Consider the following 24,089-nt stretch of genomic DNA (forward strand, 5'->3'; position numbering starts at 1 on the left):
CCCAATCCGTTTTGGGAAAGAATCCTCGGTGGCTTTTTTAGTTTATATAGCAGCGGTCCTGCGTGACGAGCCAATCCTCACATAACCGCTGCGCTTCGTCCTTTGAGCGGCAGGTGCAGTTGAAAAGTCTGCCGTGCAAAGAACAATATGTGTAGTGTACCTTTGGGATGCCATCGGAATCTCTGAAATTGACACAGCGTTCTTCGCCGGGCAGCAGGTAGATTGAATCCACGTTCGGCAGCTCCTTTTATTCTTGTTTGATGTGCATTGCACAACATTGCTATTGTAGCATGCCCGGTTCAAAAAGGCCATTGATGATTTGAACAAAGAAATGCTCTAAAATTTTCTGTCCGAAACAAACGCTAATAGAGTTGAACAAACGCCAACTGATTACGTATAAAGAAATGCACGGCCTTTATTCTAGTGGTGTGTAACTAACGCCAATAGAATGCGAGGATGTTATGAAAACACTTTTAGGCCAACGAATCAGAGAACAACGCAGGAAAAAAGGCTGGACAATGGATAAACTGGCCGAGAAAGCAGATTTGTCTGTAAACTATGTGGGTGATTTGGAACGTGGGGTGAAGACGCCAAGCCTGGACGCTTTCATCCGGATCGTTGAAGCATTGGATGTTCCCGCAGATGTGCTGATCCGGGACACCGCAGCCCCAGCATCTTATGTGGCAGATGATGAGCTGAACCGGAAGCTGAGCCGTCTTACACCGGGGCAGAAGAAAGCCGCAACCGATATTTTGAACGCATATATCGATAACATACCGTACATCAAAGAGAAGTAAATAGGTTACAGTGGGTGCTGACAAAATCATTGTCGGCACTTTTTCTTTTAAGTGGGTCTGTGCCCAGCGAATATACCACTGAATCATGAACTCCATCAAAAAAGCGTTCGGCAGGAACGCGCAGCCTGCAGCGGTACGATGCAGATCACAAAGGGTTTGGGAATTCCCAACAAGCATTTTACGAAGCAAAAATGGCGTTTGTATAGACAGACGCCCTGCTTGCCGCAACAATGTCGCTGTAGTCTTTGGTATTCTTTCATTGATTTTAACTGATTACAAGTGTAAAATATATATGATGATATCATAATGGATTTTTGTACTTGCTTAATACAAAGACATCGGTTATTCACGGATTTCAGGAGGTTCCCCGGTATGATATGCCCTTTGGACAGTTCTTACAAGGCTTCTCTGACACGAGAGCAGTTTCTGTTCCACGAAATGCGTATTGTCGCTAAATTTATGGTAGATGGAAAAAATGAATCAGAAATAACGGACATAATTACAAAAGATAACCTCTTTCAGTACCCAACTGAACGTATGACAGTTGGTATGGTACGGGCGTGCTATCGACGGCTAAATCTTTTGAGCAGTGAACGACTGATTCGGAATGTTGCAGAGCATCCAGTTGAAGAGGCAAAACAAATTTGTCTTTATGCGATTATGAAAGATAATAGGCTTGTCTGGGATTTTATGGTAACAGTTATTGGGGAAAAATATCGAAACCAGGATTTCAGCTATGGAAAACTTGATCTGACAAGCTTTTTCACAAGACTACAGGAACAGAATGAAGCCATCGCGGGTTGGAGTGAATCTACAGTTAAAAAGTTAAAATCGGTTCTGAACCGAATTTTAAGGGAAAATGATTACCTGAATGATATAAAAGCAGGCCATTTGAACCCGGTTTGGCTTTATCCGGAATTGGAAAATGTGATTCTTACAAATGGGGATCAGGCGGTATTGCCCGCATTTAACCGTTTTGAGTGAGGAAAATTTAATGGGTGACATACAAAAACGCCTTGATAACGTTCGGCAGATGATTCAGAGTCAAGACTTCCTGGAAGGAAAAGGTCTTAGCAATGAAGTGAATATTCGTATCTTCTGCTATGAACCGAGAGATGAAATGGCGGTTCGACATTTCATTGAACAGCTATCTACAGATATGACACTGGGCTGTCAGTTGCGGATCTGTAATTTATATCAAATCTTCCTAGGGATTTGTGAAGGCATGGATATTTTAGATACAATCCCCGATATGGAAGAAGAGGACGGCCATGATTATCTGTTGGAACAGCTTCAATCGACAATTGGAGTCGATGAAATTGTGCAGAAAATTCAGAGCGAGCCGTTCCAGCCGGGAGAAGTATTGGTTTTGACTGGCGTTGGAGAAGCGTTTCCATTTATGCGAATTCATACGTTACTGGAAGCATCATTGTTTGCAGAGAGGCCGGTGCTTGTGTTTTACCCGGGAACATTTAACGACCAGCAGCTGCGGCTGTTCAACTGTCTGAAGCCGAACAATTACTATCGCGCATTTAACGTTGTGTGAAGGGGGAAACAGAGCGTTGGTTATACAGAATATGTTTGTAGAAGACATCAACCGTAAAATTAACGGTGTTGTCAAGGTTGACGAGGACGAGAACAAGGTCCTGGAACAGGAACTGAACGAGTACGTTATTACACGAGAGCTGAAGCGGCATTTTGCAGACTTTTTCAATACCTATGCAGAAGCATTTGACGAACCAACGGCAGATACAGGAGTCTGGATCTCCGGTTTTTTTGGCAGCGGTAAATCTCACTTCTTGAAAATGTTGTCATACTTGTTGGAAAACAAAGAGGTTAATGGCATTCGTACGGTGGAGCGTTTCCGCAAAAAATTTGAGGATGACCCCGGTACCTTTATGCAGGTGGATCGTGCAACCAAAGGTGAAACCGAGACGATTCTGTTTAATATCGATTATGAAGGCTCTATCAATAAGGACAAAACAGCCGTTTTACGTGTTTTTGCTAAGGTGTTCTATAATCATCTGGGATTCTTTGGCAGCAATCTTAAAGTTGCTATGCTGGAGCAGTACATTACGCAGCAGGGCAAGATGGATGAATTTTGCCGTCTGGTTGAAGAAAAGAAGGGCAAGCCCTGGGCAGAAGTGCGCAAGGCGTTTGCATTCAATGGAAAGGTCATTAAACCTGCATTGGCGGAAGCATTGGATATCAGTGAAGAGGATGCAAATAACTGGTTTAACGATAAGAGCGCAACGGAACTCTCTGTTTCACAGCTTGTAGACGACATCAATGCATACGTCAGAACAAAACCTGCAAACTTCCGCCTTCTGTTTATGGTGGACGAAGCGGGTCAGTATGTTGGCACGGACACGGATATGCTGCTGAATCTGCAGTCTTTGGTGGAAAAAATCGGCAGTGAATGCAGAGGAAAAGTCTGGGTGGTCTGTACCGGACAGGAAGCTATTGATGAGATCATCAAGGTACGCGCAGATGAATTCTCTCGGATCCAGGCTCGTTTCAAAACTCGTCTGAGCCTTTCTTCTTCTTCCGTAGACGAAGTAATCCAGAAGCGTATTCTGAAAAAGACTCCGGAAGCAGAAAGAACGCTGGATGCGGTCTATGAGAAAGAAAGCTCCGGGATGCGCAACTTGTTCAGCTTTACAAATGCAATGCCGGACATCAAAGGATTCTCTGGCCCTGCACAATTTGCAGAGGATTTTCCGTTCGTTCCATACCAGTTTCTCATCATGCAGAAAATTTTTGTGGAGATCCGCAAACACGGCAATGCGGGTAAGCACTTCTCTGGCGGCGAGCGTTCCATGCTGAGCGGTTTCCAGGAAGCAGCCCAGAAAGTGGAAAAACAGAACGAGTTTGCATTGGTGCCACTGTTCCGCTTCTATGATACTGTACATTCTTTTCTGGATAGCTCTATTCGCAACGTGATTGACCGCTGCAGCAAAGCTGTAGAAAATCACGATGGTCTGGAGCCAATGGACGTGGATGTTCTGAAACTTCTCTATCTGATCCGGTATGTCAATGAGGATATTCCGGCCAACTTGGACAACCTTGTGATCTTGATGGCGGACGACATTCGTCTGGAAAAGGTTGCTATGCGCGAAAAGCTGCGCGGCAGCTTGGATCGGTTGATGGGACAGAACTACATCGGCCGTACTGGTGACACCTACAACTTCCTGACGGGTGAAGAACAGGACATCCAAAAAGAAATCAACCTTACACAGGTGGATACGGGCGCTATTGTTGGGGACATTGCAAAGATTATTTTTGGTATGATCTATGATGCAAAAAAGTTCCGCTATGGCAAGTGCGACTTCCCGTTTGACCAAATGGTGGATAACACTATGTACGGCATCGCCACAGGCGGCATGCGCCTGCGCTTTTTGACGGCAGCTTCTGATGCAACGGAAAAAACGGAATTTCGCCTGATGAACAGCTCCAAAGGCAGCGAGGCGATTGTAGTTTTGGGCGATACGCCGTATTATGAATCACTGGAAGCATCCATGAAGATCCGCAAATATGTCAAACAGCGGAATGTCAGCCAGATGCCCAAGAGTGCTCAGGATATTATCCGCGGCCAACAGGAAGAAGCAACCAAGTATGAAGCTGAAGCCAGCAAAGCTCTGGTAGAGGCTATTGAAAACGCAAAATTTTACGCCGATGGTGAACATCTGGACATTAAGAGCGGCAATGCTAAGGCCAAAATTGACCAGACGATGGAGTATCTGGTCTCGCATGTTTACAGCAAGTTGGACCTGATTGGGAAAAACGCAGATACCGATGCCGAAATTATGGCGGTGCTTTCTGGTGCAGATGTCGTTTTTGCAGAAGCTGACCCCAACCGAGATGCGAAAGCAGCTGTGGAAGAATATCTTGAGATGCAGGCAATGCATCACCTGCCGACCTCCATGGCGGATGTGCAGAGCAAGTTCAGCAGTATACCCTATGGCTGGAAGGAAATCGACATTGCTTATGTGGTGGCGCGTTTGATCGTGAATCAGAAGGTAACCATCAAATATGCAGGCACTACCATCCAGCCGGACAACGCCAAATTACCTGACATGCTCCGTAAAAAGAGTGAGGTGGGTAAAACATCCATTAGCAAGCGCGTGGTGGTATCGGCAACCAAAATGAAGGCTGTGCGGGACCTTCTGCGGGATTACTTCGATGTCATGGATGTTCCTGCGGACGAAGACGGTTTGGTTAAATTTATTGCCGATGAGTTCGGAAATCAGCTGCAGCATTATAACAAACTGAACGAGAAGTACGATGATACCCACAAGTACCCGGATCAGACAATAGTGCACAACGCTATTACTGCAACGCAGGAAGTGTTGAACCAGAAGAAGGACAACATCGCGCTGATCGACTATCTGCTCAAGAAAGAGGACGACCTCTTTGATCAGAAGGATGCCATGGGCAATGTAGAGACCTTCTTCAAGAGTCAGGTCGGCACCTTTGATGATGCTGCACGGCTGGAACACGAGATGCAGGCGGATCTGGACCGCATTGCGCAGGATGCGGCGGCATACGAGGCCCTGAACAAGATTCGGCTTATCATCACAGTGCCATCTTTTGGGCAGAAGTTCAACTATAAGCGCATTCCGGAGCTGAATGGGTTGATGCAAACGGTGCGTACAGCCCATGACCAGATGCTGGATAAAAAACGCTCTGAGATCCTAGAAACTGTACGTCAGTGTATGGAAGCTACCCACACCGCCGCCGACGGCGATCCCAAGGCGATGGACATTATCCGCAAATCTGACACCTACTTTGACGGGTACAAGACGAAGATCAACGAATGTAAGAGCATTGCACTGCTGGACGGTATGATTATCCCGCTGAGCAAGTACAAGGATGATGCTGTTAGCAACATTGAGATTGCACTGATGCCACCAGCACCAAAGCCGGCCGCAGAAAAGAAGGATGTTGTTACTCCGGCACCAAGGCAGAAAAAAGTGAAATCTTACAGCCGCCAGATTCTTTTCCCTGCCAAGACCCTGCGGGATGATGCGGATATCGATGCTTATGTGGAGAAGATTCGCTGCCAGCTTCAGAATCTACTGGACGGCTGCGACGAGATCAAGTTGAACTAAATGGGGATTTGACAAATGGCTTTTATTGCAATGCTGGCCCTTCAAGTTGCAGGAGCATTGGTTTTACTCTTGAATAATATTAACGGAAGTCGAGAAGCTGTTATACGTAGTTGCTTTCCTGGATCCAATATAGTTAAACGGGATAATGATAACAACTGTGTTCTCCCCTGTGAAAAACTGCAAAGAAGTGCACACGCAATCTATCTGAATATTGTTGCTTTTTTCGATCTTGTGATTGGATATGGAATCGCAGCGTTCAGCCCGGAGTGTAAGTATCCACAATTTATGAATGTTGCTTTGGTGATTGTGTCATCTGTTTTATTGACTATTGCTGAATTTTATCTTTGTAAGGTGGCGGCAAAGTTTGTTTATTCAAAAGATAGAACAGTTTCTTATGATGAGTTAGAAAAGTTTGATGTGGAAACATTTGCCACAGACAGGGAGTTTGACGAAATGTTAGATGGTGTATTTGGAGCGCAGGATGATGATAGGTAAGAACAGAGGATTGCTATATGGATGAAATCGAGAAAAATAATTTTAGCTCTATAAAAAAGGCTCTCGAACAAATTCAGATGTTAGGGCTCTCCGAGAGGATGAATCCATACCACGATCTTATACAGAGCATTGGAATTGCTACGACAAATCACAAAGAAGTCTTTGAACTGGCCAAAACAATCGGTAACGTTGCTGGAACTTCCAATTTCTTGAGGTTAGTTCAGCCGATAGTCAATCCGGAATCGTTATCTATAAGCAAAGCTGTTGCCTCAATAGCAGCAACCATAATGGGGGAGTCTCCTACATTCATACGGAATCTGAAGGAAATTCAGGCCAATTTAGGGCAAATCATAAACACCCGAATTGATTGGAACGCCATAGTTATCCCAGGTCTTTCAGAAGACAAAAAGAAAGAACGAATAGAAGCATTCCGGCAGTGGGGCGCTTATGGATGGACGGTTATTCCGCATGCTAATTTCAAATATTTCAACACTGCACCAACTTCAAGCAAGGAAGCAAACGAAAAGGCCCTAAGTTGCTTCAGAACAAAAAAGCAAATGGAAGAATTCTGGAAAGCGTTTGATTCCGTTGAAAAGATCAAAAGAAGCGATTTTGAGGAGGCGATTAAGGACTTCGATAATCGTTGCTACAAGTCATGTGCGATGATGTTGTATTCCCTAATCGATGGAAGACTTATTCGGTTGCAGGGCGGTCCCAAAACCGAAAAAGAGAATCTGGAATCAGCGAAAAAGACTAAAAGAAAGCCTGCTCGATATAGTGGGGCTGCTGCTGTCAATAGAATCAATAACAAGTATAATGAAGTTCATGAAGATGATATTAAAGTTTGGTTTTTCAGCAATTTGACGAGAGAAAATCTTTTTTGTGCATTGGCAGTGCTTTATGCTAACGGAAATGATTTCAAGGAGCAGCCTGCCGTTATGAATCGAAACTTTGTTGACCATGGAATGCTTCACCGAAAAGTTCGCAGAATGGACTGTATTCAGCTTTTTTTAGCGTATTATAATTTCCTCACATTTGAAAATCGACTAACCGCAGAAGACAGAAAAGAACTGAAAGGGATTGTGTGAGTATGGATAAAAACGCCATCAAGAAATATGCGGTCTGGGCACGGAAAGAGATGCTCTCCCGCGTGGCGCAGAAAGCTCAGCAGTACGGCATTACGGAAACGGAAATGGTGGACGCCGGTGCTGATAGCGTCAACGGCAAAGTGTTGTCTGCAGAAGAGATGCAGCAGCGCAGGGCACTGATCGCACAGATCAACGAAAAAGGCTACCAGCAGGTCATGGAAGAGGTGGCGTATACATGGTTCAACCGCTTCTCGGCACTGCGGTTCATGGAGGTCAACGGCTATCTGCCCAGCCATGTGCGCGTGTTTACGGATGAAAACAATGCGTTCAAGCCCCAGATTCTGGCCGAAGCCCTGCATCTGGAATTGGATAAGCTGGATAAGGACAAAGTCTACGCCCTGAAAGAGGCTGAGCAGACCGAAGAACTGTACAAATACCTGCTCATCGTGCAATGCAACGCGCTGAACAGCATTCTTCCCGGAATGTTCCAGACCATTGCGGACTACACGGAGCTGCTTCTGCCGGACAACCTGCTCCGGGAGGGCAGCGTCATTGAGCAGATGATCTCCCAGATCCCGGAGGACAACTGGCAGGATGCCGTCCAGATCATTGGATGGCTGTATCAGTACTACAACAGCGAGAAAAAGGACGACGTGTTTGCCGCCCTCAAGAAAAATGTCAAGATCACCAAGGAGAATATCCCGGCGGCGACCCAGCTGTTTACCCCAGACTGGATCGTGCGGTACATGGTGGAAAACAGCCTTGGACGCCTGTGGGTGGAGGGTCACCCGGACGCAAAAGCACAGCTGTTGCCCACACCGGAGGAGCAAGCAGCTTATACTGCCGGGAACCGTGACCCGGAGGACACCAAGTGGCACTATTATCTGGAGGAAGCCCAGCAGGAGCCGCAGGTACAGGCCCAACTGTCCGAGATCAGCAAACAGTATGCCGACCTGACCCCGGAACAGATCAAGGTCATCGACCCTTGCTGCGGCAGCGGCCATATTCTGGCGTATCTGTTCGATGTACTGATGCAAATCTACGAGAACTACGGCTACACGTCCCGCGATGCCGTGACCAGCATTTTGCAGAACAACCTCTATGGTCTGGACATTGATGACCGCGCCGCCCAGCTGGCCTATTTTGCGGTGATGATGAAGGCCCGCCGGTATGACCGCCGATTTTTCAGCCACACTACCCAGCCTCATGTGTATGCCATTGAGGAGAGCAACCGCATCGAAAAGCCGGATGTGGAGTATTTCTGCAACGGCAAGCCGGAATTGAACGATGCTATGCACACCATCCTCACCCAGCTTTACGATGCTAAGGAGTATGGCTCCATCCTCACCATCACCCCGCAGGACTGGGATGCCCTCTATGCCCGGTTTGACGAGGCGGCAGACGTGTCCTCGTTCCATCGAGAGAGTATTCGCAAAAAATTACTCCCATTGGTGCGGGTGGCACAGACGTTAGCGCAGAAATACGATGTGGTCGTCACCAATCCGCCGTATATGGGTGCATCTAATATGAACTCGGATTTATCTGAGTATGTGAAAAAATACTACCCGGACAGCAAGAGCGATCTGTTTGCCGTGTTTATTGAAGTATGCTCCCGTATGGCAAAACAGAACGGTTATCAGGCAATGATCACCCAGCACGCATGGATGTTCCTGTCCAGCTTTGAAAAACTGCGGGAGAAGATGATGCTGACTGAAACCGTCAGCATGGCACATCTTGGCGCACGAGCATTTGAGGAAATCGGCGGCGAAGTGGTGCAGACGACCTCGTTTGTGCGTGTGCGGACGCATATTGATAATTATAAAGGTGTGTATTGCCGCCTGATTGAGCCTACCACCCAGCAGGGCAAAGAGGATATGTTCCTTGCCTGTGAAAATCGTTATATTGCAAATCAAGATAACTTTGCAAAAATTCCGGGAAGCCCGGTGGCATACTGGATTGGACAGGATGTTTTTCGTGTCTTTTCAGAAAAGTCAGTTCGTGATTATGCAGAGCCTCGCCATGGAATGTCAACGGGGAATAATGATGTATGTCTTAAGCTATGGTTTGAAATTAACAGAAGAAAGATTTGCTTTGATGCAAGTAGTTTGGAGGAATTTGATTCCTCCAATTGTAAATTTGCGCCGTATAAAAAAGGTGGCTCTTTTAGGCTTTGGTATGGAAATAATGATTATGTGATTGCGTATGACAAGAAATCTCGCCAAATTATGGAAAGACTTCCAGGATATCGTTCATCGAGTACAGGCTTTTTCTTTAAGCCTTCTATAAATTGGTCTGATGTTAGTACATCCGCTTTTGGAATGAGGGTGTCCCCTAGGGGATTTGCTTTTGATGGTCGTGGTGCATCAATGTTTTGCAACAATGATGTAATGATGTATATTGCTGCGCTATTGGCATCAAAATTTACGACGTACATCTTGAATATTTTGAACCCAACATTAACATTCAATATTGAAAACGTCGCAGCCATTCCTGTGATAATAGATAAAAACAAAAAGAAACAAATTGAATTTACAGCAGCAGACAACATTCGATTTTCAAAAGCGGACTGGGACTCCTTTGAAACATCTTGGGACTTTACCCGCCACCCTTTTATCAAAGCCATTACCAAGTACCCCAACATGATGGATATTGGAAACATTTACCTTGCTGAGTGCTATGACATCTGGGCTGGCGAATGTGAAGAACGCTTTGAGAAGCTGAAAGCCAACGAGGAAGAACTGAACCGCATTTTTATTGATATTTACGGCTTGCAGGATGAACTGACCCCGGAAGTAGAAGATAAGGATGTGACCGTGCGCAAAGCGAACCTTGGCCGGGATGTGCGCTCCTTTATCTCCTACGCTGTGGGCTGTATGTTTGGCCGCTACTCTCCCACCTATGATGGTCTTGCGTATGCAGGCGGTACATGGGACGATGGCAAATACAATATCTATAAGCCGGATGCAGACGGTATTATTCCCATCTGTGACGACGAATACTTTGAAGATGACATGGTGGGCCGTTTTGTGGAGTTTGTGCGGGTGGTATACGGTAATAGCTCGCTGGAGGATAATCTGCGCTTTATTGCAAACGCACTGGGCGGCAAGGGGCAGCCGAAAGAGGTCATCCGCAACTACTTCCTGAACGATTTCTATGCCGACCACTGCAAAATTTACCAGAAGCGGCCCATCTACTGGCTGTTTGACAGCGGTAAGAAGAACGGCTTTAAGTGCCTGATCTATATGCACCGTTATCAGCCGGACACCATTGCCCGCATCCGCACCGATTATGTCCACGAGCAGCAGGCGCGCTACCGTACTGCCATCGAAGGTTTGGAAAAACAGGTGGCCGCTGCCACCAGCACCAGCGAGCGTGTCAAGCTGACTAAGCAACTGAACAAAGTGCAGGCGCAGGACGCCGAGCTGCATCAGTATGAGGAAAAAGTTCATGCGCTGGCCGATCAGATGATTAAGATTGATCTGGACGATGGTGTGAAGCATAACTATGAGATCTTTAAGGACGTGCTGGCGAAAATAAAATGAGAAAAACAGAAGAAATAAGCCTTTCCCTACATACCAAACATGTTACAAAAACCGTTTTGTCAAATAGAATTTCTTATAAGCGTGCTTTTATTGGCGATACATGTGCTGCGTATCATTACACTTCACCAGAAGGGCTTATGGGAATCCTGAAAAATCGTGAAATCTTTTTTACGGATGCGGAGTTTCTAAATGACGCAAGTGAACGGAAAAATATAAACGAAGACTTGAATCGTTTCTGGGCACGATGCAAAAAAGATTACGAAGAAAGATTCATTAGAGTCCTTTCTGATATTCGAGTGAATGCATATGAGGACTACCGATTTGGCACAATTGACAAAGCCTATAAAGGAAAGGCCTGTCGGTATTTTGTCTTGTCGGCATCGAAAGATTCTGATAGTCTCAGTATGTGGAAATACTATGCTAAAAACGGAAGCTATAATGGCTATAATATTGGACTTGATACTCTGGCGCTTCAAGACACTTGGATAAATAGAGAACAGGGAATTGCGATAGAGTATGGCTCTGTGATTTACGAAGATGATGAAAAATATTATCAAATTAAAGAAGCCGTTAATCACATTTATGAGTCGTGGATACAATATGAATACTCTGACAAGTTGGATGAAAAGATTCGAGGCGAATTTGAAACATGGGTTTCGTTAAATTCACTGTTCTTTAAACACGAAAGTTTTTCAACCGAAGAAGAATATCGATATGTCGCAGTTGTCCCTACAGAAAATATAAAGATTCTTTCCTATACAACGGAAAATGGATCAAATGTGCAAATGTATAATTTTCGGGCAGTAGATGGCGTATTGACACCATATATAAAAGTTCCAATTTGGGGAACTGACGACTTAGACTTGAAAGCAACTTTTTGGAATGTAGCATCCATTGGAATTGCCCCATGTTTGAACTTTGAACTAAAGAAAAACGGTGTTATACAATTTGTGAAATCTCTTCCATATCGAGTTGAAAACTTTCAAATTAACAAGTCGAAAATCCCAGTTCGCTATTAACAAATTACAGGATTATAACAATGGAAACAGATAAAATCGTACTAGACCTCAACCGCCGGTTTGCGGTACCGCTGCCGGAATTTTATGAGCGCCGGATCATCTTCTGGCACGATGAAGAAAAGGAGTATGCGGACAAGCTGGATGAGATCCGGCTTGAAAATGCTAAGCTGGTTGCACTGACTGGCAGCAATACCTTTGCGGTCAAAAAAATGCTGTCGGTGGATGACCTGGCGAGCAACTATGTCGTCTACTGCCCCATTTCCTACGAGCGGCAGGAGGATGACTGGCTGTTGGATATTGAACTATACAGCGAAAGCTACCGGACGGATGCTGTTTCCAACTGGATGCAGGAACTGGATATCTTGGACAATCCCTCTATGCGCAAGTTGGTGAAGCACTACCGGAAGTTTTTTGGTGCACAGGCTCGTCGTGCCAAAATCATGGCACAGGATAAGATACCTGCCACTCCAGCACAGCTGCACATGGCCGTGATGGCGGCGCTCTGCGGTATGAAAAAAGCACAGCCCAATGAAATCTTGCTGAACGTGCTTCGTGGTGGGTTGGATAAAGCGCAGAATCCAATCTATCAGAGTTTTGTGGATTATAGTGCGGAAGAAGCTTTCTGGGCAATGGTTCGACAGGGCTGTGGCTATGCAGAGGAAGAGCCGGATCTTGGGCAGCTGGCAATTCATCTTCTGTTGACAGCTTCTACGCGCACACTGCGCCCGGAATTTCTGGCAGGGCTTGAGAAGTTCCTTTCCATTCCGCATCAGGCGTACTGCTACGAGCTGGTGTCGGAGTGGCTGCACAGTGGTGATCTGCAGCAGCTTTATGACGTGGCCCGCTATGTGGAAGATGAAGCACATCTGCCGCAGAGGCTGGAAAAACTGACGGTTGATGATCTGGCGACAACGGAGTGTTTCCCGTGCATCAACGAGATCATCCTGAGTAAGCTGATGACGGAGATCAGTGACCATATCATTGATGTGGATGTGATCACAAAGACGGTGGAAAAACGCCGCATCTGTGTCTGGTACGAGTACTTCCGCAATTTCTACGAGGGTCTGTTGCAAGTGGCCAACATGCAGGAGTTCTTCAAAGAGCACTCCGCAGGGTTCCATACCCCGGACGCAAAGCAGGTCTGGAAAGAATATGCGGAGGACTATTATAGGATGGACACCTATTATCGCCTGTTCCATCTGAGTTTCCAGAGAAGTCTGGAAACCTCCAATATCAAACTGGATGACCTGTTCAAGCATGTTGTAGATAAGGTAGAGGGGCTGTACTCCTACTGGTTTCTGGGAGGCCTCGGCAAAAACTGGTCGGATGTATGTGCTGATGAGATGGCAGAGCATGGCCGCGTATTGGAAATTCCGCAGCAGTCGGATTTCTACAATGAGCATATCCGTCCGGCAGACAGCCGCGTGTTCGTGATCATCTCGGATGCTATGCGTTACGAGGTGGCGGCATCACTGGCAGATGAACTGCGCAGAGAAACGCAGAGCAATGTGAAACTTGGCAGTATGCAGAGCATCTTCCCGTCTATCACGAAATTTGGCATGGCGGCACTGCTCCCACATAAGGCGTTGACGGCTGAACTGAAAAATGAGGTACTGAATGTTCTGGCCGATGGGCAGTCTACCGCAAGCACGAACCGGGATAAGGTCCTGAAAGGTGTAAATCCGGCCAGCGTGGCGTTGCAGTATAAGAACATCATCGGGATGAAACGTGCAGAGCGTGCGGCACTGGTCAAGGGGATGGATGTAGTCTATATCTACCATGATACCATTGACGAAGCAAGCCATACTTCGGACACCTCTGTGTTCCCGGCATGCGATAGGGCTATCAGTGAACTGAAGAATATGGTGCGCATTATCGTCAATGACTTCGGCGGGGCGAACATTCTGATTACAGCAGATCATGGCTTCCTGTACACTTACAGTCCGCTGACCGAGGATGACAAAGTGGATAAAACCAGCTTCCATGATATGGAAGTGGAATATGGCAGACGCTATGCAATCATGCAGAAGGAGGCGGATCCGCAGTATTTGCTTCCTGTAAAATTCCTGGACGGAAAAACGGAATACACTGGATTTGCTCCACGGGAAGGTATTCGCATCAAGATGAATGGTGGCGGGCTGAATTTTGTGCATGGCGGTATCAGCCTGCAGGAAATGACGGTTCCGGTGATCGAATATCATTATCTGCGCAACGGCTCTATGGAATATCGACGCAATAAGCAGAAGTATGATACGCTCCCCGTAACAGTGAGTTTGCTTTCTTCCAGTCGGAAGATCAGCAATATGATCTTTTCACTGGATTTCTACCAGAAAGATGCGGTAAGTGCAAACCGTGAGGCTGCTACTTATCTGGTGTGGTTTACGGATGAATACGGAAAGCCTGTCAGCGATACCCAGAAGATCATTGCGGACAAAACCAGTGAGAACGGCGCAGATCGTACGTTCCATTGCAACTTCAACCTCAAATCGATGAAGTTCAGCAATACAGCAACCTATTATCTGGTGATTGCGAATGAGCAGGGTCAGCAGATGCAGCAGCGGGAACAGTTCCAGATCGATATTGCATTTGCGATTGATGAATTCGATTTTTTTAACTGATGGGAGCAGGAGGACTATAAATGGAGCCGAATGCGGAAAATAGCTGCTGTCGAGACGAAATCAAGGAAAAATTACGGCAGAATTTTGATGGAAAGATCGTTCGCAAGGATTTGACTAAAAAGATCAAAGAAGGTGCGAATGTCCCGGTTTATGTGCTAGAGTTTTTATTAGGCCAGTACTGTAGTTCGGATGATGAAGCTATTATTGAAAAAGGCGTACAAAATGTAAAACGGATTCTGGCGGACAATTTTGTTCGTCCGGATGAGGCACAGAAAATTCTGTCACAGCTGCGAAAAAAGGGAAGCCATACTGTTATTGATATGATCACGGTCAATCTTGACATTAAGAAGAACTGCTTCTTTGCCAGTTTCTCTAATTTGGGATTGGACAAGGTGCCCATTTCGGATGAATATCCGGAAAAATATGATCGGCTGCTCTGCGGAGGCATCTGGTGCATTGTACAGCTGGATTATGAAGTAGAGGGTGACAATAATTTTGGCCTTGTTGATCTGGGCGGTGAACCGTTGCAGTCCAGCCAGAAAAAGCAGAAGGATCTTACTCCAATCAGCATCCGTAAACTAACACCGATCCAGATGCCGCATATCGATATCGACGAATTAAAGCGTGGCCGTAAAGCTTTTACAAAGGATGAGTGGCTGGATATCCTTCTGCGTTCTATCGGCATGGAACCGGACGAATTCACGGAAAGAGAAAAATGGCTCCTGCTCACACGAATGATTCCACTGGTGGAGAACAATTTCAACCTCTGTGAACTTGGTCCCCGCAGTACGGGAAAATCGCATCTTTATAAAGAAATCTCGCCCAACAGCATTTTGATTTCTGGTGGACAGACGACCGTTGCAAACCTGTTCTACAATATGGGGCGCAAATCGGTTGGCTTGGTTGGTCTTTGGGACTGTGTGGCTTTTGATGAGGTTGCCGGAATCAAGTTCAAGGATAAAGACGGCATCCAGATCATGAAGGATTATATGGCATCTGGGTCTTTTGCCCGTGGTAAAGAAGAAAAGGTCGCTTCAGCTTCAATGGTCTTTGTGGGCAATATCAACCAGAGTGTAGATATTCTATTAAAAACTTCTAGCCTGTTTGATCCGTTCCCTCCCGAAATGGGAACGGACACTGCATTTCTGGATCGTATCCATTGCTATTTGCCCGGCTGGGAGATCCCGAAATTTCGACCCGAACATTTTACGAATGACTATGGTTTCATCAGCGATTATCTGGCTGAGTTTATCCGGGAACTGCGGAAAGAACAGTATGGTGATGCGCTGGATCATTATTTCCGATTGGGCAAAAATTTGAATCAGCGTGATACCATTGCTGTACGGCGTATGGTGGATGGTTATCTAAAACTGATGTACCCAGATGGAGTGTTTGATAAATCTGAACTGGAAGAAGTTCTGCAGATTTCATTGGAGATGCGTCGCCGCGTAAAAGAACAGTTGAAAAAGCTGGGCGGGATGGAATTCTACGATGTGAACTTCTCCTATATCGACTTGGAAGACATGTCGGAGCATTATGTGTCGGTTCCTGAACAGGGCGGTGGCAAGTTGATTCCAGATGGTATGTGCAATCCAGGACAGGTCTACACAGTATCTCGCGGAAAAAGTGGCATGATTGGTGTATTCCGTTTGGAAAGTCAGATGTTGCCTGGTAGCGGAAAGTTTGAGCGCACAGGTCTTGGCAGTGACCGTGACTGCAAAGAGTCAACGAATACGGCGTTCAATTTCCTAAAAGCAAATGGAAAACGCATCAGCGGAGGCATCAGCACTGCATCTAAAGACTACATCATCAATTATCAGGATCTGCAAGGTATTGGCATGACAGGAAAATTAGCATTGCCTACGCTGATTGCGCTGTGCAGTATTGCGCTTGGACGGCCAACAGTCAGTACCCTTGCTGTTCTAGGTGAAATTAGTATCAGTGGTACAATTCTAAAGGTAGATGAGCTTGCGAACAGCTTGCAGGTTTGCCTTGATAGTGGAGCGAAGAAAGTTCTGCTGCCGATTACAAGCGCTGCAGATCTTGGAACTGTACCTCCCGAATTAGTGGGAAGTTTTAATTTGATCTTCTACAGCAGCGCAGAGGATGCGGTGTTTAAAGCACTTGGTGTGGAGTGAAGAAAGGCGTGCTCTATGAAAACGAATGATAGAAAAATCACAGACCTGATGTCTACGATCCATACTGGAAAAACGCAACTTCCTGACTTTCAAAGGGGATGGGTATGGGACGACAGTAGAATAAAAGCACTGATTGCAAGTATCACAAATGGCTATCCTGTTGGCGCGGCAATGTTTCTGGAATACGGTAATGAGAGTATTCATTTCAAATCACGAGTCGTTGAAGGGGCACCTTCTGCAGACAAAGTAACACCAGATGAGCTGATTCTTGATGGACAGCAACGATTGACATCCGTTTACTCTTCGCTTTTTAGTGAGAAGGCTGTTAGGACAAAGACAGACAAAGGACAGGAAATAGAGCGATTTTATTATATTGATATGGTCAAAGCGGTTAACAGTACGATTGATCGAGTAGATTCTGTTGTCTCTGTTCCGAAAGATCGAAAAATAACTTCAGATTTTGGCAGAAAAATTGAGTTGGATCTTTCTTCTGTTTCGCAGGAGTATGCACAGAACATGTTTCCTCTGAACATTATTTTAGATCCCAGTAAATACAGCAAGTGGCAGATGGATTATATGCAATATCATCAGTATGATCCGAATGCGGCAAAGTTGTATATGGATTTTCTGTCTAAAGTAATTGTTGCAACGGTGTACAAAGGGAACATAATAAAAAACTTAATAATGGACTGCCAATCTTACACAAAGTACCGCCCAAACGAGACTACGGGCGGTATTTTTGTATCATGGCGGAGAAAGGAGGAACTTCCCACGGGGGCTTGACTGAAAAGTTGAGCCTCTTTTTTCATGCCAAAAAACAGGAGGTAAATGCTTATGGCAGATGATAAAACCACAAAAACGCCGGAACAGCCGGTAACGGATAGCGGGCCGGGCAAGGAAACGCCTCCCGCTCCCCCAAAAGAGCCGGAGAAGGTTTCCGTTTCTCCGGAGCCGGAAAAAAAGACGGAACCAGAGGTAAAGAACCCGCAGGTTTCCGTCTATAACTTCTCTGAAATTATGAAGGAAAAGAAGGTCGAGGAACGGGCGGCAGCTCCCAGCGGGGAAAAGTCTGACCCGGCAAAAGAGGAGAAACCGGAAAAGCAGCCGGAGGCTCCGAAAAAAGCAGAGGAAAAACCCAAAGAGCCGGAACAGCCGAAGCGCCGGGGCCGTCCCCCGAAAACAGATAAGGACAAGGCCGCAGCCCCGAAGTCCAAAGCCCCCGCACAGAAACCGGAAAAGGCGGTCAAAAAGGAACCGGAGAAAAAAACGGCTCCAACGATACAGGCCGCTCCCGCTCCGAAAGGACCCGAAAAGCCAAAGGATGCTCCACGCCGGGGCAAGGAGCAGATCGTCTATATCAAGCTGAACGAACTCCACGCCTTCAAGAACCATCCCTTTGAAGTCCGGGATGATGAAGAAATGCGGGCTATGGTGTCCAGCGTCAAGGACAAGGGCGTGACCCAGCCCGCTATCGTCCGTCCCCGTGAGGATGGCGGCTATGAGATCGTGTCCGGCCACCGCCGCCAGAAAGCCAGTGAGCTTGCCGGATATGCGGATATGCCCTGTATCGTCCGAAATCTGACAGATGATGAAGCCATCACACAGATGGTGGAGGACAATCTGAACCAGCGTGAAGAAATCCTCCCCAGTGAGCGGGCCAAAGCCTTAAAAATGCAGCTTGAAGCCATCAAGCACCAGGGCTCCCGCACTTCGGGCCAGATTGACCCGAAGGACGCAGGTAAACGCTCCAACGAGATCGTGGCCGAGCGCAATAAGATGGCGGTCAAGCAGGTGCAGCGGTATATCCGTCTCAATGAGCTGGTTCCAGACCTGATGAAGCTGATGGATGAAAAAAGGCTGGGCTTTACTACGGCGGTGGAGCTTTCCTATATCGGCAAGAAGAACCAGAACTATATCGCCGTCGCCATTGACAGCCAGCAGTCCTCTCCTTCACAGGCGCAGGCAAAGCGTATGCGTGAGCTGGACGAAAAGAAGCTGCTCAACGGGGATGTGATCGGCGGCATTATGATGGAGGACAAAAAGGAGGTAGACAAAGTGATTTTGACAGGTGCGGAACTGAGCAAGTATTTCGGCAAGGAAACTACGCCGCGGGAAATGAAGGACCAGATCATCAAGCTGCTGGACGACTGGAAGGGTCAGCAGAAGGAACACGAAAAGCCGGAGAAGAAAACCGAACAGGAAAAGTAAGCTAAAACTTCGGGTCAGCATGGCCCGAGGATTGCGGGGCTCTGCCCCGCGCCCCGAAGCTCTGGAGATATAAATTATTCCCCGTCGCCAGTTATTCCGTAGCATAGCCGGGAAAATCAGTCAAGGGCAGCGCCGCCGCAGGCGGTGCCGGAGGCACCCTTGACGGATTTCTCCCGGTTATGCTTTTTCCCGGTCAAGCGACGGGGATATAAATTCTCCAGAGCCGTTCCCCTTCCCGGGGGAAGGGGCGGAGGGGTTGGGCGATACCTTGCTTTTCCCTAAACCAAAACAGAAATGGAGGCTCAACCAATGAAACGACCTTTAGCGTACCTGACCGCCGCATGGAGCGGCGAGCCGGATGTTGATATGGAGCTGGCGGCCCACTACTGCCGCCTTGCTTATGAGGCGGGCTTTTCCCCAATCTGCCCGCTCTTGTATCTGCCGCTGTTTTTGAATGACAGCGTTCCCGAGGAACACAAGGCCGGGATTGATATGCGCCGGGATATGCTGCGGCGCTCCCATACCCTGATCGTCTGCGGCAGCGTTGTGGACGAGGATGTAAAAAACGATATTGCGGTTGCCGGGCGGCTGGGCATTGCGGCGACAACGCTGGAAGGGGTGCTTGCCGTGAAGGGACACGGCACCCCGGGCTATGCCGGACATTAAGCTGGGGAGCCTTTTTGACGGGATCGGCGTGTTCCCTCTGGCTGCTTCCCGGTGCGGTATCCGTCCGGTATGGGCCAGCGAGATTGAAAAAGCGCCCATCTCCATAACCAAAAGGCACTTTCCCGATATGGCGCATTTGGGAGATATTACGAAGGTGGACGGCGGGAAAATCCCGCCGGTCCATGTGATAACCTTCGGCTCTCCCTGTCAGAACCTTTCTCTGATCGGCAATCGCTCCGGCCTTGCCGGGGCAAAATCAAGCCTGTTCTATCAGGCGTTTCGTATCATACAGGAAATGAGGGATGCTACTGATAACCTATATCCAGCTATCGCTGTTTGGGAAAACGTCATGGGAGCGTTTTCTACAAATGACCGGATGGACTTTAGAGCCGTCCTATCCGCCTTCTCGGACACCGAAGTTCCAATGCCTCCTTCGGGAAGATGGGGAAACGCCGGAATGGTGCGAGGGGGAACGCCTGATGTGTGCTGGCGGCTCATGGACGCCCAGTATTGGGCAGGCTCCCGAAGGCTGGCACGAAGGCAGCGGATTTTCGTCGTGGCGGATTTTGGAGGCAGACGTGCCGCAGACATACTATTTAAGCCCCGTCCAATGCTCCCACTTCCTCCGCCTTGCGGAGAGGGCGGGCGGGCCGCCGCCGAAGGAGATCGAACAGCTTCTTTTGAAACAGGGCGGCAGATACCAGTCATCCACCCCTTTCAGTGCTTCCGTATGCGGGGAGCGGCAAAAAGGCAGGAAGAAACGGCCTTCCGAAACAGCTTCGGATTACCAACTGACCCTTTTCCCACTCTTTTAGCCAGTGATGTAACGCCCTTTGCCTTCTGGTATGAGGGCGACCCGGAGGGTGGCTGTATCCGTTTTCTGACGGAAACAGAAAGTGAACGGCTGATGGGGCTGCCGGAGGGCTGGACAAAGTACGGGGCGGACGGCGTGGAGATCCGGCCTCTGCAACGCTACAAGGCGCTGGGAAATGCGATCGCCCTCCCTTGCGCCGATTACATTATGGCCGGGATCTATGAGGTGCTGGCTGACCGGGCCGGAAAGGAGGAATAAGCCCATGTTTGAAGCCTATATAACCAATACAGCCCTGTACCCCTTAATGGGGATCGAGGTAGGGACAACGGTACATTTCCCCATGACGACACAGGAGTTGCAGGCCGCCCTTGCCAAAATCGGGATAGACGGGAAACGGTACAGCGAAGTGTTCTTTACCAGCTTTGACAGTGATGTGCTGGGGCTCTACGATTATCTCTACGAATGTGAGAACATCGACGAGCTGAACGAGCTGGGCCACGCCCTGCTGGAAGTACGGGATAAGGGCGGACTGGAAACCTTTGAAGCCGCTCTTGTCTTGGGAAACCACACAAGGAGCGTGAAGGATTTGATAAACCTGACGCAGAACCTTGACCTTTACCGCTTTTACCCGGATATTTCCGATGATGAAGGGCTGGGCCGTCTTTACGCCGACGAGCTTGGGACTATCGACATACCGGAGCACATTCAGAACTACTTCGATTATGAGGCATACGGGCGGGATGTGCGTATCAACGAGGGCGGCGTATTCGCTCCCGGTGGGTATGTGTCGGCAGTCCCGGAGGGCTTCAAGGAGTATTACCACGGGCCGCAGGACATCCCGCCGGAACACCGGATATTTGCCTATCCTGAAAAGGCCGAGCCTGTCCACTCCATTCTCGCTACACTCAAACGGTTTCAAGAAGCCCCACCCGCTCCGAAAAAGGACAAGGCGGGGCCTTCCCATGAAGAACGGTAAGACTTCGGGCCAGCATGGCCCGAAGCATAAAGGAGGTGCATACCATCAACTATTACCCTATCAATGAAGGAGCCGCCCGCCGGGCAAAAGAAATGAACAGCTTTTCCGACTACAAGGAAGGGAGCGCAACGGCGGAATACCGGGCAATGGTGGACAAGGCCGCCGCCATAGCGGAAAAGCAGAAATCCCGGGTGGACCCCATGTACCATGAGAAGATCGACCATCTGTTAGACACCTACGCCCGCAAGCTGGCCGAAAACATGAACCAAGGCTTTGCCATTGACGCGAGGGTTCCCTCTGTGCTGATCGCCGGGCCTTCCAATTTCCCGGTGGGAAAGAAGGAAAAACAGAACCGGGCGCGGGACAGCAACATGGAGGAATGGCGGCATATTCAAGGGCTGCTGGATAAGATACGCAGCACCGGCATGGGCGGGATCAGCGCCGATGACCCGGCAGCGATTGAAAAGCTCCAGAAGAAGCTGGACGGGCTGGAACGCTCCCAGCTCATTATGAAGGAGGTCAACGCCTATTACCGCAAGCATGGCAAGCTGGACGGCTGTGCGCTGCTGTCGCCGGACCAGATTGAAAAGCTGAAAGCAAGCATGGCGTCAAGTTGGCGAAGCGACCCGAGGCCCTTTGAAAGCTATCAGCTTACCAACAACAATGCGGAGATCCGCCGGGTAAAGGCTCGTATCGAACAGCTTTCCAAACAGGCACAGCAGGAATTTTCCGGCTGGGAGTTCGATGGGGGCCGTGTGGAAATGAACCGGGAGGACAACCGCTTGCAGGTGTTCTTTGACGGAAAGCCTGACGCGGACACCCGAGCCGAGCTGAAAAGCAGCGGTTTCCGCTGGGCTCCCAGCGTGGGAGCATGGCAGAGGCAGCTCACGGACAACGCCATCCGGGCGGCTGACCGTTTGGAATGTATCAAGCCGCTGTCCGGCGAAAAGCCCTCCCAGCTTCAAAAGAAGCCCTCTATCTTGCAGACCATGCGGGAACAGGGCGAAAAAGTCCAGACGGAGCCGGAAAAGAAAGCTCCGTCCGGCAGGGATGCCGAGCGGTAAGCCTCGGGCCACATTGGCCCGAGGTTTTCTGTTCCCCGATATTGTACGGGGGCCTCCCGGATAGCGGGGACCCCGACGGAAAGGAGGTTTTATGCAGGAAGAAGTAAACCAAAAAACGGTTGCCCTTTCGATCAGGACAACGAAGCTCACAGGAAAAGTGCTGGCTGCCGCTCTTGGCAAGGTGGTTCGGGCGCTGCAAAAGCACCACCGGAAGGCGCTGACCCCGCAGGGACGCCAGAGTGTAAAAAAGCTGATGAACCACTATGGCGGCAAAAGCGCCATGCCCTATGTGGGAGCCCCAAAGGATTTTGACCGGATCGCAAAGGAGTTCCATGTGGACTACGCTTTCCATAAAGTGAGCCCCGGTCATTACCTACTGTTTTTCAAAGCCAATCAGGCGGACGCTATCACGGCGGCCTTCCAGAAGTACAGCGCAAAGGTGCTGAACAAAGAGCAGGACAAGGCTTCCATCCTCGGCCAGCTTCGGAAATTCACGGAGCAGATCAGGACGCAGGCAAAGGAAAAGCAGCGGACCAGAGAGGCGGTGAAGGACGGACGTTGAGTGACAAGATCAGAAAATATGTGCTCCCAAACCTGCCGTACCTCTTTGTGTTCTGGTTTTTCTCCAAAATCGGGACGGCCTACCGGATCGCCCCCGGCACAGACTTCGGGACAAAGCTCATGGGGATGCTTGATACCTTCCCCAAAGCCTTTGAAACCTACTGGCCGGGGCTTGGCGGTATTGACCTGCTGGTGGGCCTTGCCGGTGCGGCTGGGGTGTATCTGCTGATACAGTCAAAGATCAGGCAGGCGAAAAAATTCCGGCGGGATGCAGAGTACGGCACCGCCCGCTTTGGAACAAAGGAGGATATAAAGCCGTTTGTAGACCCTAAATTTCAGAACAATGTCATTCTGACCGGGACGGAGTTCCTGACCATGAACACCCGTCCGAAAATACCCGCCAATGCCCGGAACCTAAACGCCTGTGTCATCGGATCGTCCGGCTCGGGAAAGACAAGGTTCTGGCTGACTCCGCAGCTCCTTCAGGCCCATTCCTCGTATGTGGTGGTAGACCCGAAGGGCGGCACTCTCGACCAGTGCGGGCGGTTTCTGCAACGGGAGAAATACAGGGTGCGGGTGTTCAACAGTATCGACTTTTCAAAATCCATGCACTACAATCCGCTGGCCTATATCAAGACAGAAAGCGATGTTTTGAAATTTGTTACCGCCCTGATTGCCAACACCAAAGGCGACGGCAAGGAGGGCGACGAGTTCTGGACAAAAGCAGAAACCCTCTTGTACTGCGCCCTTGTGTCCTACATCGTCTTTGAGGGGCCGGAGGAAGAACGCAACATGAATACGCTGGTGGAAATGATAAACAGCATGGAAGTCCGGGAGGATGACGAAACCTTCAAAAACGCGGTGGACTATATGTTTGACGGGTTGGAACGTCGCAGCCCCCAGCACTTCGCCGTGAGGCAGTATAAGAAATACAAGCTCGCCAGCGGTGATATATGCTCTAAGTGACTTCTTAATCATGATTTTGTCATGGT

18 protein-coding genes and 1 pseudogene are annotated in these 24,089 nt (G+C 48.5%); 18 read left to right on the forward strand and 1 reads right to left on the reverse strand.

Going from position 1 to position 24,089, the window contains the following annotated elements; translation table 11 throughout:
* Positions 1-37 precede the first annotated feature (37 nt).
* Positions 38-232, reverse strand: coding sequence for a DUF3873 family protein (locus ACKXF7_RS08245; protein WP_097778304.1), 195 nt, complete (start codon positions 230-232; stop codon positions 38-40).
* A gap of 229 nt (positions 233-461) precedes the next feature.
* Between ACKXF7_RS08245 and ACKXF7_RS08250 the strand changes: the two genes are divergently transcribed.
* From ACKXF7_RS08250 to ACKXF7_RS08335, 18 genes and pseudogenes are all read left to right on the forward strand, one after another.
* Complete coding sequence (locus tag ACKXF7_RS08250; protein ID WP_418266517.1) at positions 462-797, forward strand: helix-turn-helix domain-containing protein; 336 nt, start codon at positions 462-464, stop codon at positions 795-797.
* Between the two features lie 372 nt (positions 798-1,169).
* Entirely contained in the window at positions 1,170-1,781 is a 612-nt protein-coding gene (locus ACKXF7_RS08255; RefSeq protein WP_348583020.1) for a DUF1819 family protein, read from the forward strand.
* Between the two features lie 10 nt (positions 1,782-1,791).
* Positions 1,792-2,343, forward strand: coding sequence for a DUF1788 domain-containing protein (locus ACKXF7_RS08260; protein WP_348583021.1), 552 nt, complete (start codon positions 1,792-1,794; stop codon positions 2,341-2,343).
* Positions 2,344-2,359: 16 nt separating this feature from the next.
* A complete protein-coding gene (gene brxC / locus ACKXF7_RS08265; RefSeq protein ID WP_423741043.1) occupies positions 2,360-5,908 on the forward strand; it encodes a BREX system P-loop protein BrxC in 3,549 nt (1,182 codons plus the stop codon).
* A 15-nt stretch (positions 5,909-5,923) separates the two neighbouring features.
* Positions 5,924-6,403, forward strand: coding sequence for a hypothetical protein (locus ACKXF7_RS08270; protein ID WP_423741044.1), 480 nt, complete (start codon positions 5,924-5,926; stop codon positions 6,401-6,403).
* A 17-nt stretch (positions 6,404-6,420) separates the two neighbouring features.
* Entirely contained in the window at positions 6,421-7,491 is a 1,071-nt protein-coding gene (locus ACKXF7_RS08275) for a hypothetical protein (RefSeq protein WP_423741045.1), read from the forward strand.
* A gap of 2 nt (positions 7,492-7,493) precedes the next feature.
* On the forward strand, positions 7,494-11,033 hold the full coding sequence (pglX, locus tag ACKXF7_RS08280; protein ID WP_423742623.1) for a BREX-1 system adenine-specific DNA-methyltransferase PglX: 3,540 nt from the start codon (positions 7,494-7,496) through the stop codon (positions 11,031-11,033).
* Positions 11,030-12,052, forward strand: coding sequence for a DUF2971 domain-containing protein (locus ACKXF7_RS08285; RefSeq protein WP_348583026.1), 1,023 nt, complete (start codon positions 11,030-11,032; stop codon positions 12,050-12,052). The genes pglX and ACKXF7_RS08285 overlap by 4 nt, the downstream gene beginning before the upstream one ends.
* A gap of 20 nt (positions 12,053-12,072) precedes the next feature.
* Positions 12,073-14,670 carry a BREX-1 system phosphatase PglZ type A gene (gene pglZ, locus ACKXF7_RS08290; protein ID WP_348583028.1) on the forward strand — a complete coding sequence of 866 codons (2,598 nt, stop codon included), beginning with the start codon at positions 12,073-12,075 and terminating at the stop codon, positions 14,668-14,670.
* A gap of 20 nt (positions 14,671-14,690) precedes the next feature.
* Positions 14,691-16,808: a protease Lon-related BREX system protein BrxL gene (gene brxL / locus ACKXF7_RS08295; protein ID WP_423741046.1), complete on the forward strand. Its 2,118-nt coding sequence runs from the start codon at positions 14,691-14,693 to the stop codon at positions 16,806-16,808.
* Positions 16,809-16,823: 15 nt separating this feature from the next.
* A complete protein-coding gene (locus ACKXF7_RS08300) occupies positions 16,824-17,591 on the forward strand; it encodes a DUF262 domain-containing protein (protein ID WP_423741047.1) in 768 nt (255 codons plus the stop codon).
* 45 nt (positions 17,592-17,636) lie between these two features.
* Positions 17,637-19,016, forward strand: coding sequence for a ParB/RepB/Spo0J family partition protein (locus ACKXF7_RS08305; RefSeq protein WP_423741048.1), 1,380 nt, complete (start codon positions 17,637-17,639; stop codon positions 19,014-19,016).
* 309 nt (positions 19,017-19,325) lie between these two features.
* Positions 19,326-19,682 carry a hypothetical protein gene (locus ACKXF7_RS08310; RefSeq protein WP_178105371.1) on the forward strand — a complete coding sequence of 119 codons (357 nt, stop codon included), beginning with the start codon at positions 19,326-19,328 and terminating at the stop codon, positions 19,680-19,682.
* Complete coding sequence (locus ACKXF7_RS08315; protein ID WP_007887907.1) at positions 19,669-20,754, forward strand: DNA cytosine methyltransferase; 1,086 nt, start codon at positions 19,669-19,671, stop codon at positions 20,752-20,754. The genes ACKXF7_RS08310 and ACKXF7_RS08315 overlap by 14 nt, the downstream gene beginning before the upstream one ends.
* A gap of 4 nt (positions 20,755-20,758) precedes the next feature.
* The gene (locus ACKXF7_RS08320) at positions 20,759-21,472 is read left to right on the forward strand and encodes an antirestriction protein ArdA (RefSeq protein WP_003500154.1); all 714 of its coding nucleotides are present in this window, start codon (positions 20,759-20,761) and stop codon (positions 21,470-21,472) included.
* A gap of 14 nt (positions 21,473-21,486) precedes the next feature.
* Positions 21,487-22,536, forward strand: a complete 1,050-nt coding sequence (locus tag ACKXF7_RS08325) for a hypothetical protein (RefSeq protein ID WP_118001048.1) — start codon at positions 21,487-21,489, stop codon at positions 22,534-22,536.
* 91 nt (positions 22,537-22,627) lie between these two features.
* A complete protein-coding gene (locus tag ACKXF7_RS08330; RefSeq protein WP_012741698.1) occupies positions 22,628-23,098 on the forward strand; it encodes a PcfB family protein in 471 nt (156 codons plus the stop codon).
* Positions 23,095-24,045 (forward strand): annotated as a pseudogene (locus ACKXF7_RS08335) (type IV secretory system conjugative DNA transfer family protein); the annotation flags it as partial. The gene ACKXF7_RS08330 and the pseudogene ACKXF7_RS08335, both read left to right, overlap by 4 nt.
* Positions 24,046-24,089 lie beyond the last annotated feature (44 nt).

It is taken from the genome of Faecalibacterium sp. 7, from assembly GCF_049562865.1.
In the GTDB taxonomy this organism is placed as follows: Bacteria; Bacillota; Clostridia; order Oscillospirales; family Ruminococcaceae; genus Faecalibacterium; species Faecalibacterium wellingii.

Excerpts from the sequence above, each read along its gene's own strand:
- ACKXF7_RS08330 (WP_012741698.1), top strand. The coding sequence starts at position 22,628 with ATGCAGGAAGAAGTAAACCAAAAAACGGTTGCCCTTTCGATCAGGACA.
- brxL (WP_423741046.1), top strand. The coding sequence starts at position 14,691 with ATGGAGCCGAATGCGGAAAATAGCTGCTGTCGAGACGAAATCAAGGAA.
- ACKXF7_RS08325 (WP_118001048.1), top strand. The coding sequence starts at position 21,487 with ATGGCCCGAAGCATAAAGGAGGTGCATACCATCAACTATTACCCTATC.
- pglZ (WP_348583028.1), top strand. The coding sequence starts at position 12,073 with ATGGAAACAGATAAAATCGTACTAGACCTCAACCGCCGGTTTGCGGTA.
- ACKXF7_RS08305 (WP_423741048.1), top strand. The coding sequence starts at position 17,637 with ATGCTTATGGCAGATGATAAAACCACAAAAACGCCGGAACAGCCGGTA.
- ACKXF7_RS08315 (WP_007887907.1), top strand. The coding sequence starts at position 19,669 with ATGCCGGACATTAAGCTGGGGAGCCTTTTTGACGGGATCGGCGTGTTC.
- ACKXF7_RS08320 (WP_003500154.1), top strand. The coding sequence starts at position 20,759 with ATGTTTGAAGCCTATATAACCAATACAGCCCTGTACCCCTTAATGGGG.
- pglX (WP_423742623.1), top strand. The coding sequence starts at position 7,494 with ATGGATAAAAACGCCATCAAGAAATATGCGGTCTGGGCACGGAAAGAG.
- ACKXF7_RS08275 (WP_423741045.1), top strand. The coding sequence starts at position 6,421 with ATGGATGAAATCGAGAAAAATAATTTTAGCTCTATAAAAAAGGCTCTC.
- ACKXF7_RS08285 (WP_348583026.1), top strand. The coding sequence starts at position 11,030 with ATGAGAAAAACAGAAGAAATAAGCCTTTCCCTACATACCAAACATGTT.
- ACKXF7_RS08255 (WP_348583020.1), top strand. The coding sequence starts at position 1,170 with ATGATATGCCCTTTGGACAGTTCTTACAAGGCTTCTCTGACACGAGAG.
- ACKXF7_RS08310 (WP_178105371.1), top strand. The coding sequence starts at position 19,326 with ATGAAACGACCTTTAGCGTACCTGACCGCCGCATGGAGCGGCGAGCCG.
- ACKXF7_RS08260 (WP_348583021.1), top strand. The coding sequence starts at position 1,792 with ATGGGTGACATACAAAAACGCCTTGATAACGTTCGGCAGATGATTCAG.
- ACKXF7_RS08250 (WP_418266517.1), top strand. The coding sequence starts at position 462 with ATGAAAACACTTTTAGGCCAACGAATCAGAGAACAACGCAGGAAAAAA.
- ACKXF7_RS08270 (WP_423741044.1), top strand. The coding sequence starts at position 5,924 with ATGGCTTTTATTGCAATGCTGGCCCTTCAAGTTGCAGGAGCATTGGTT.
- ACKXF7_RS08300 (WP_423741047.1), top strand. The coding sequence starts at position 16,824 with ATGAAAACGAATGATAGAAAAATCACAGACCTGATGTCTACGATCCAT.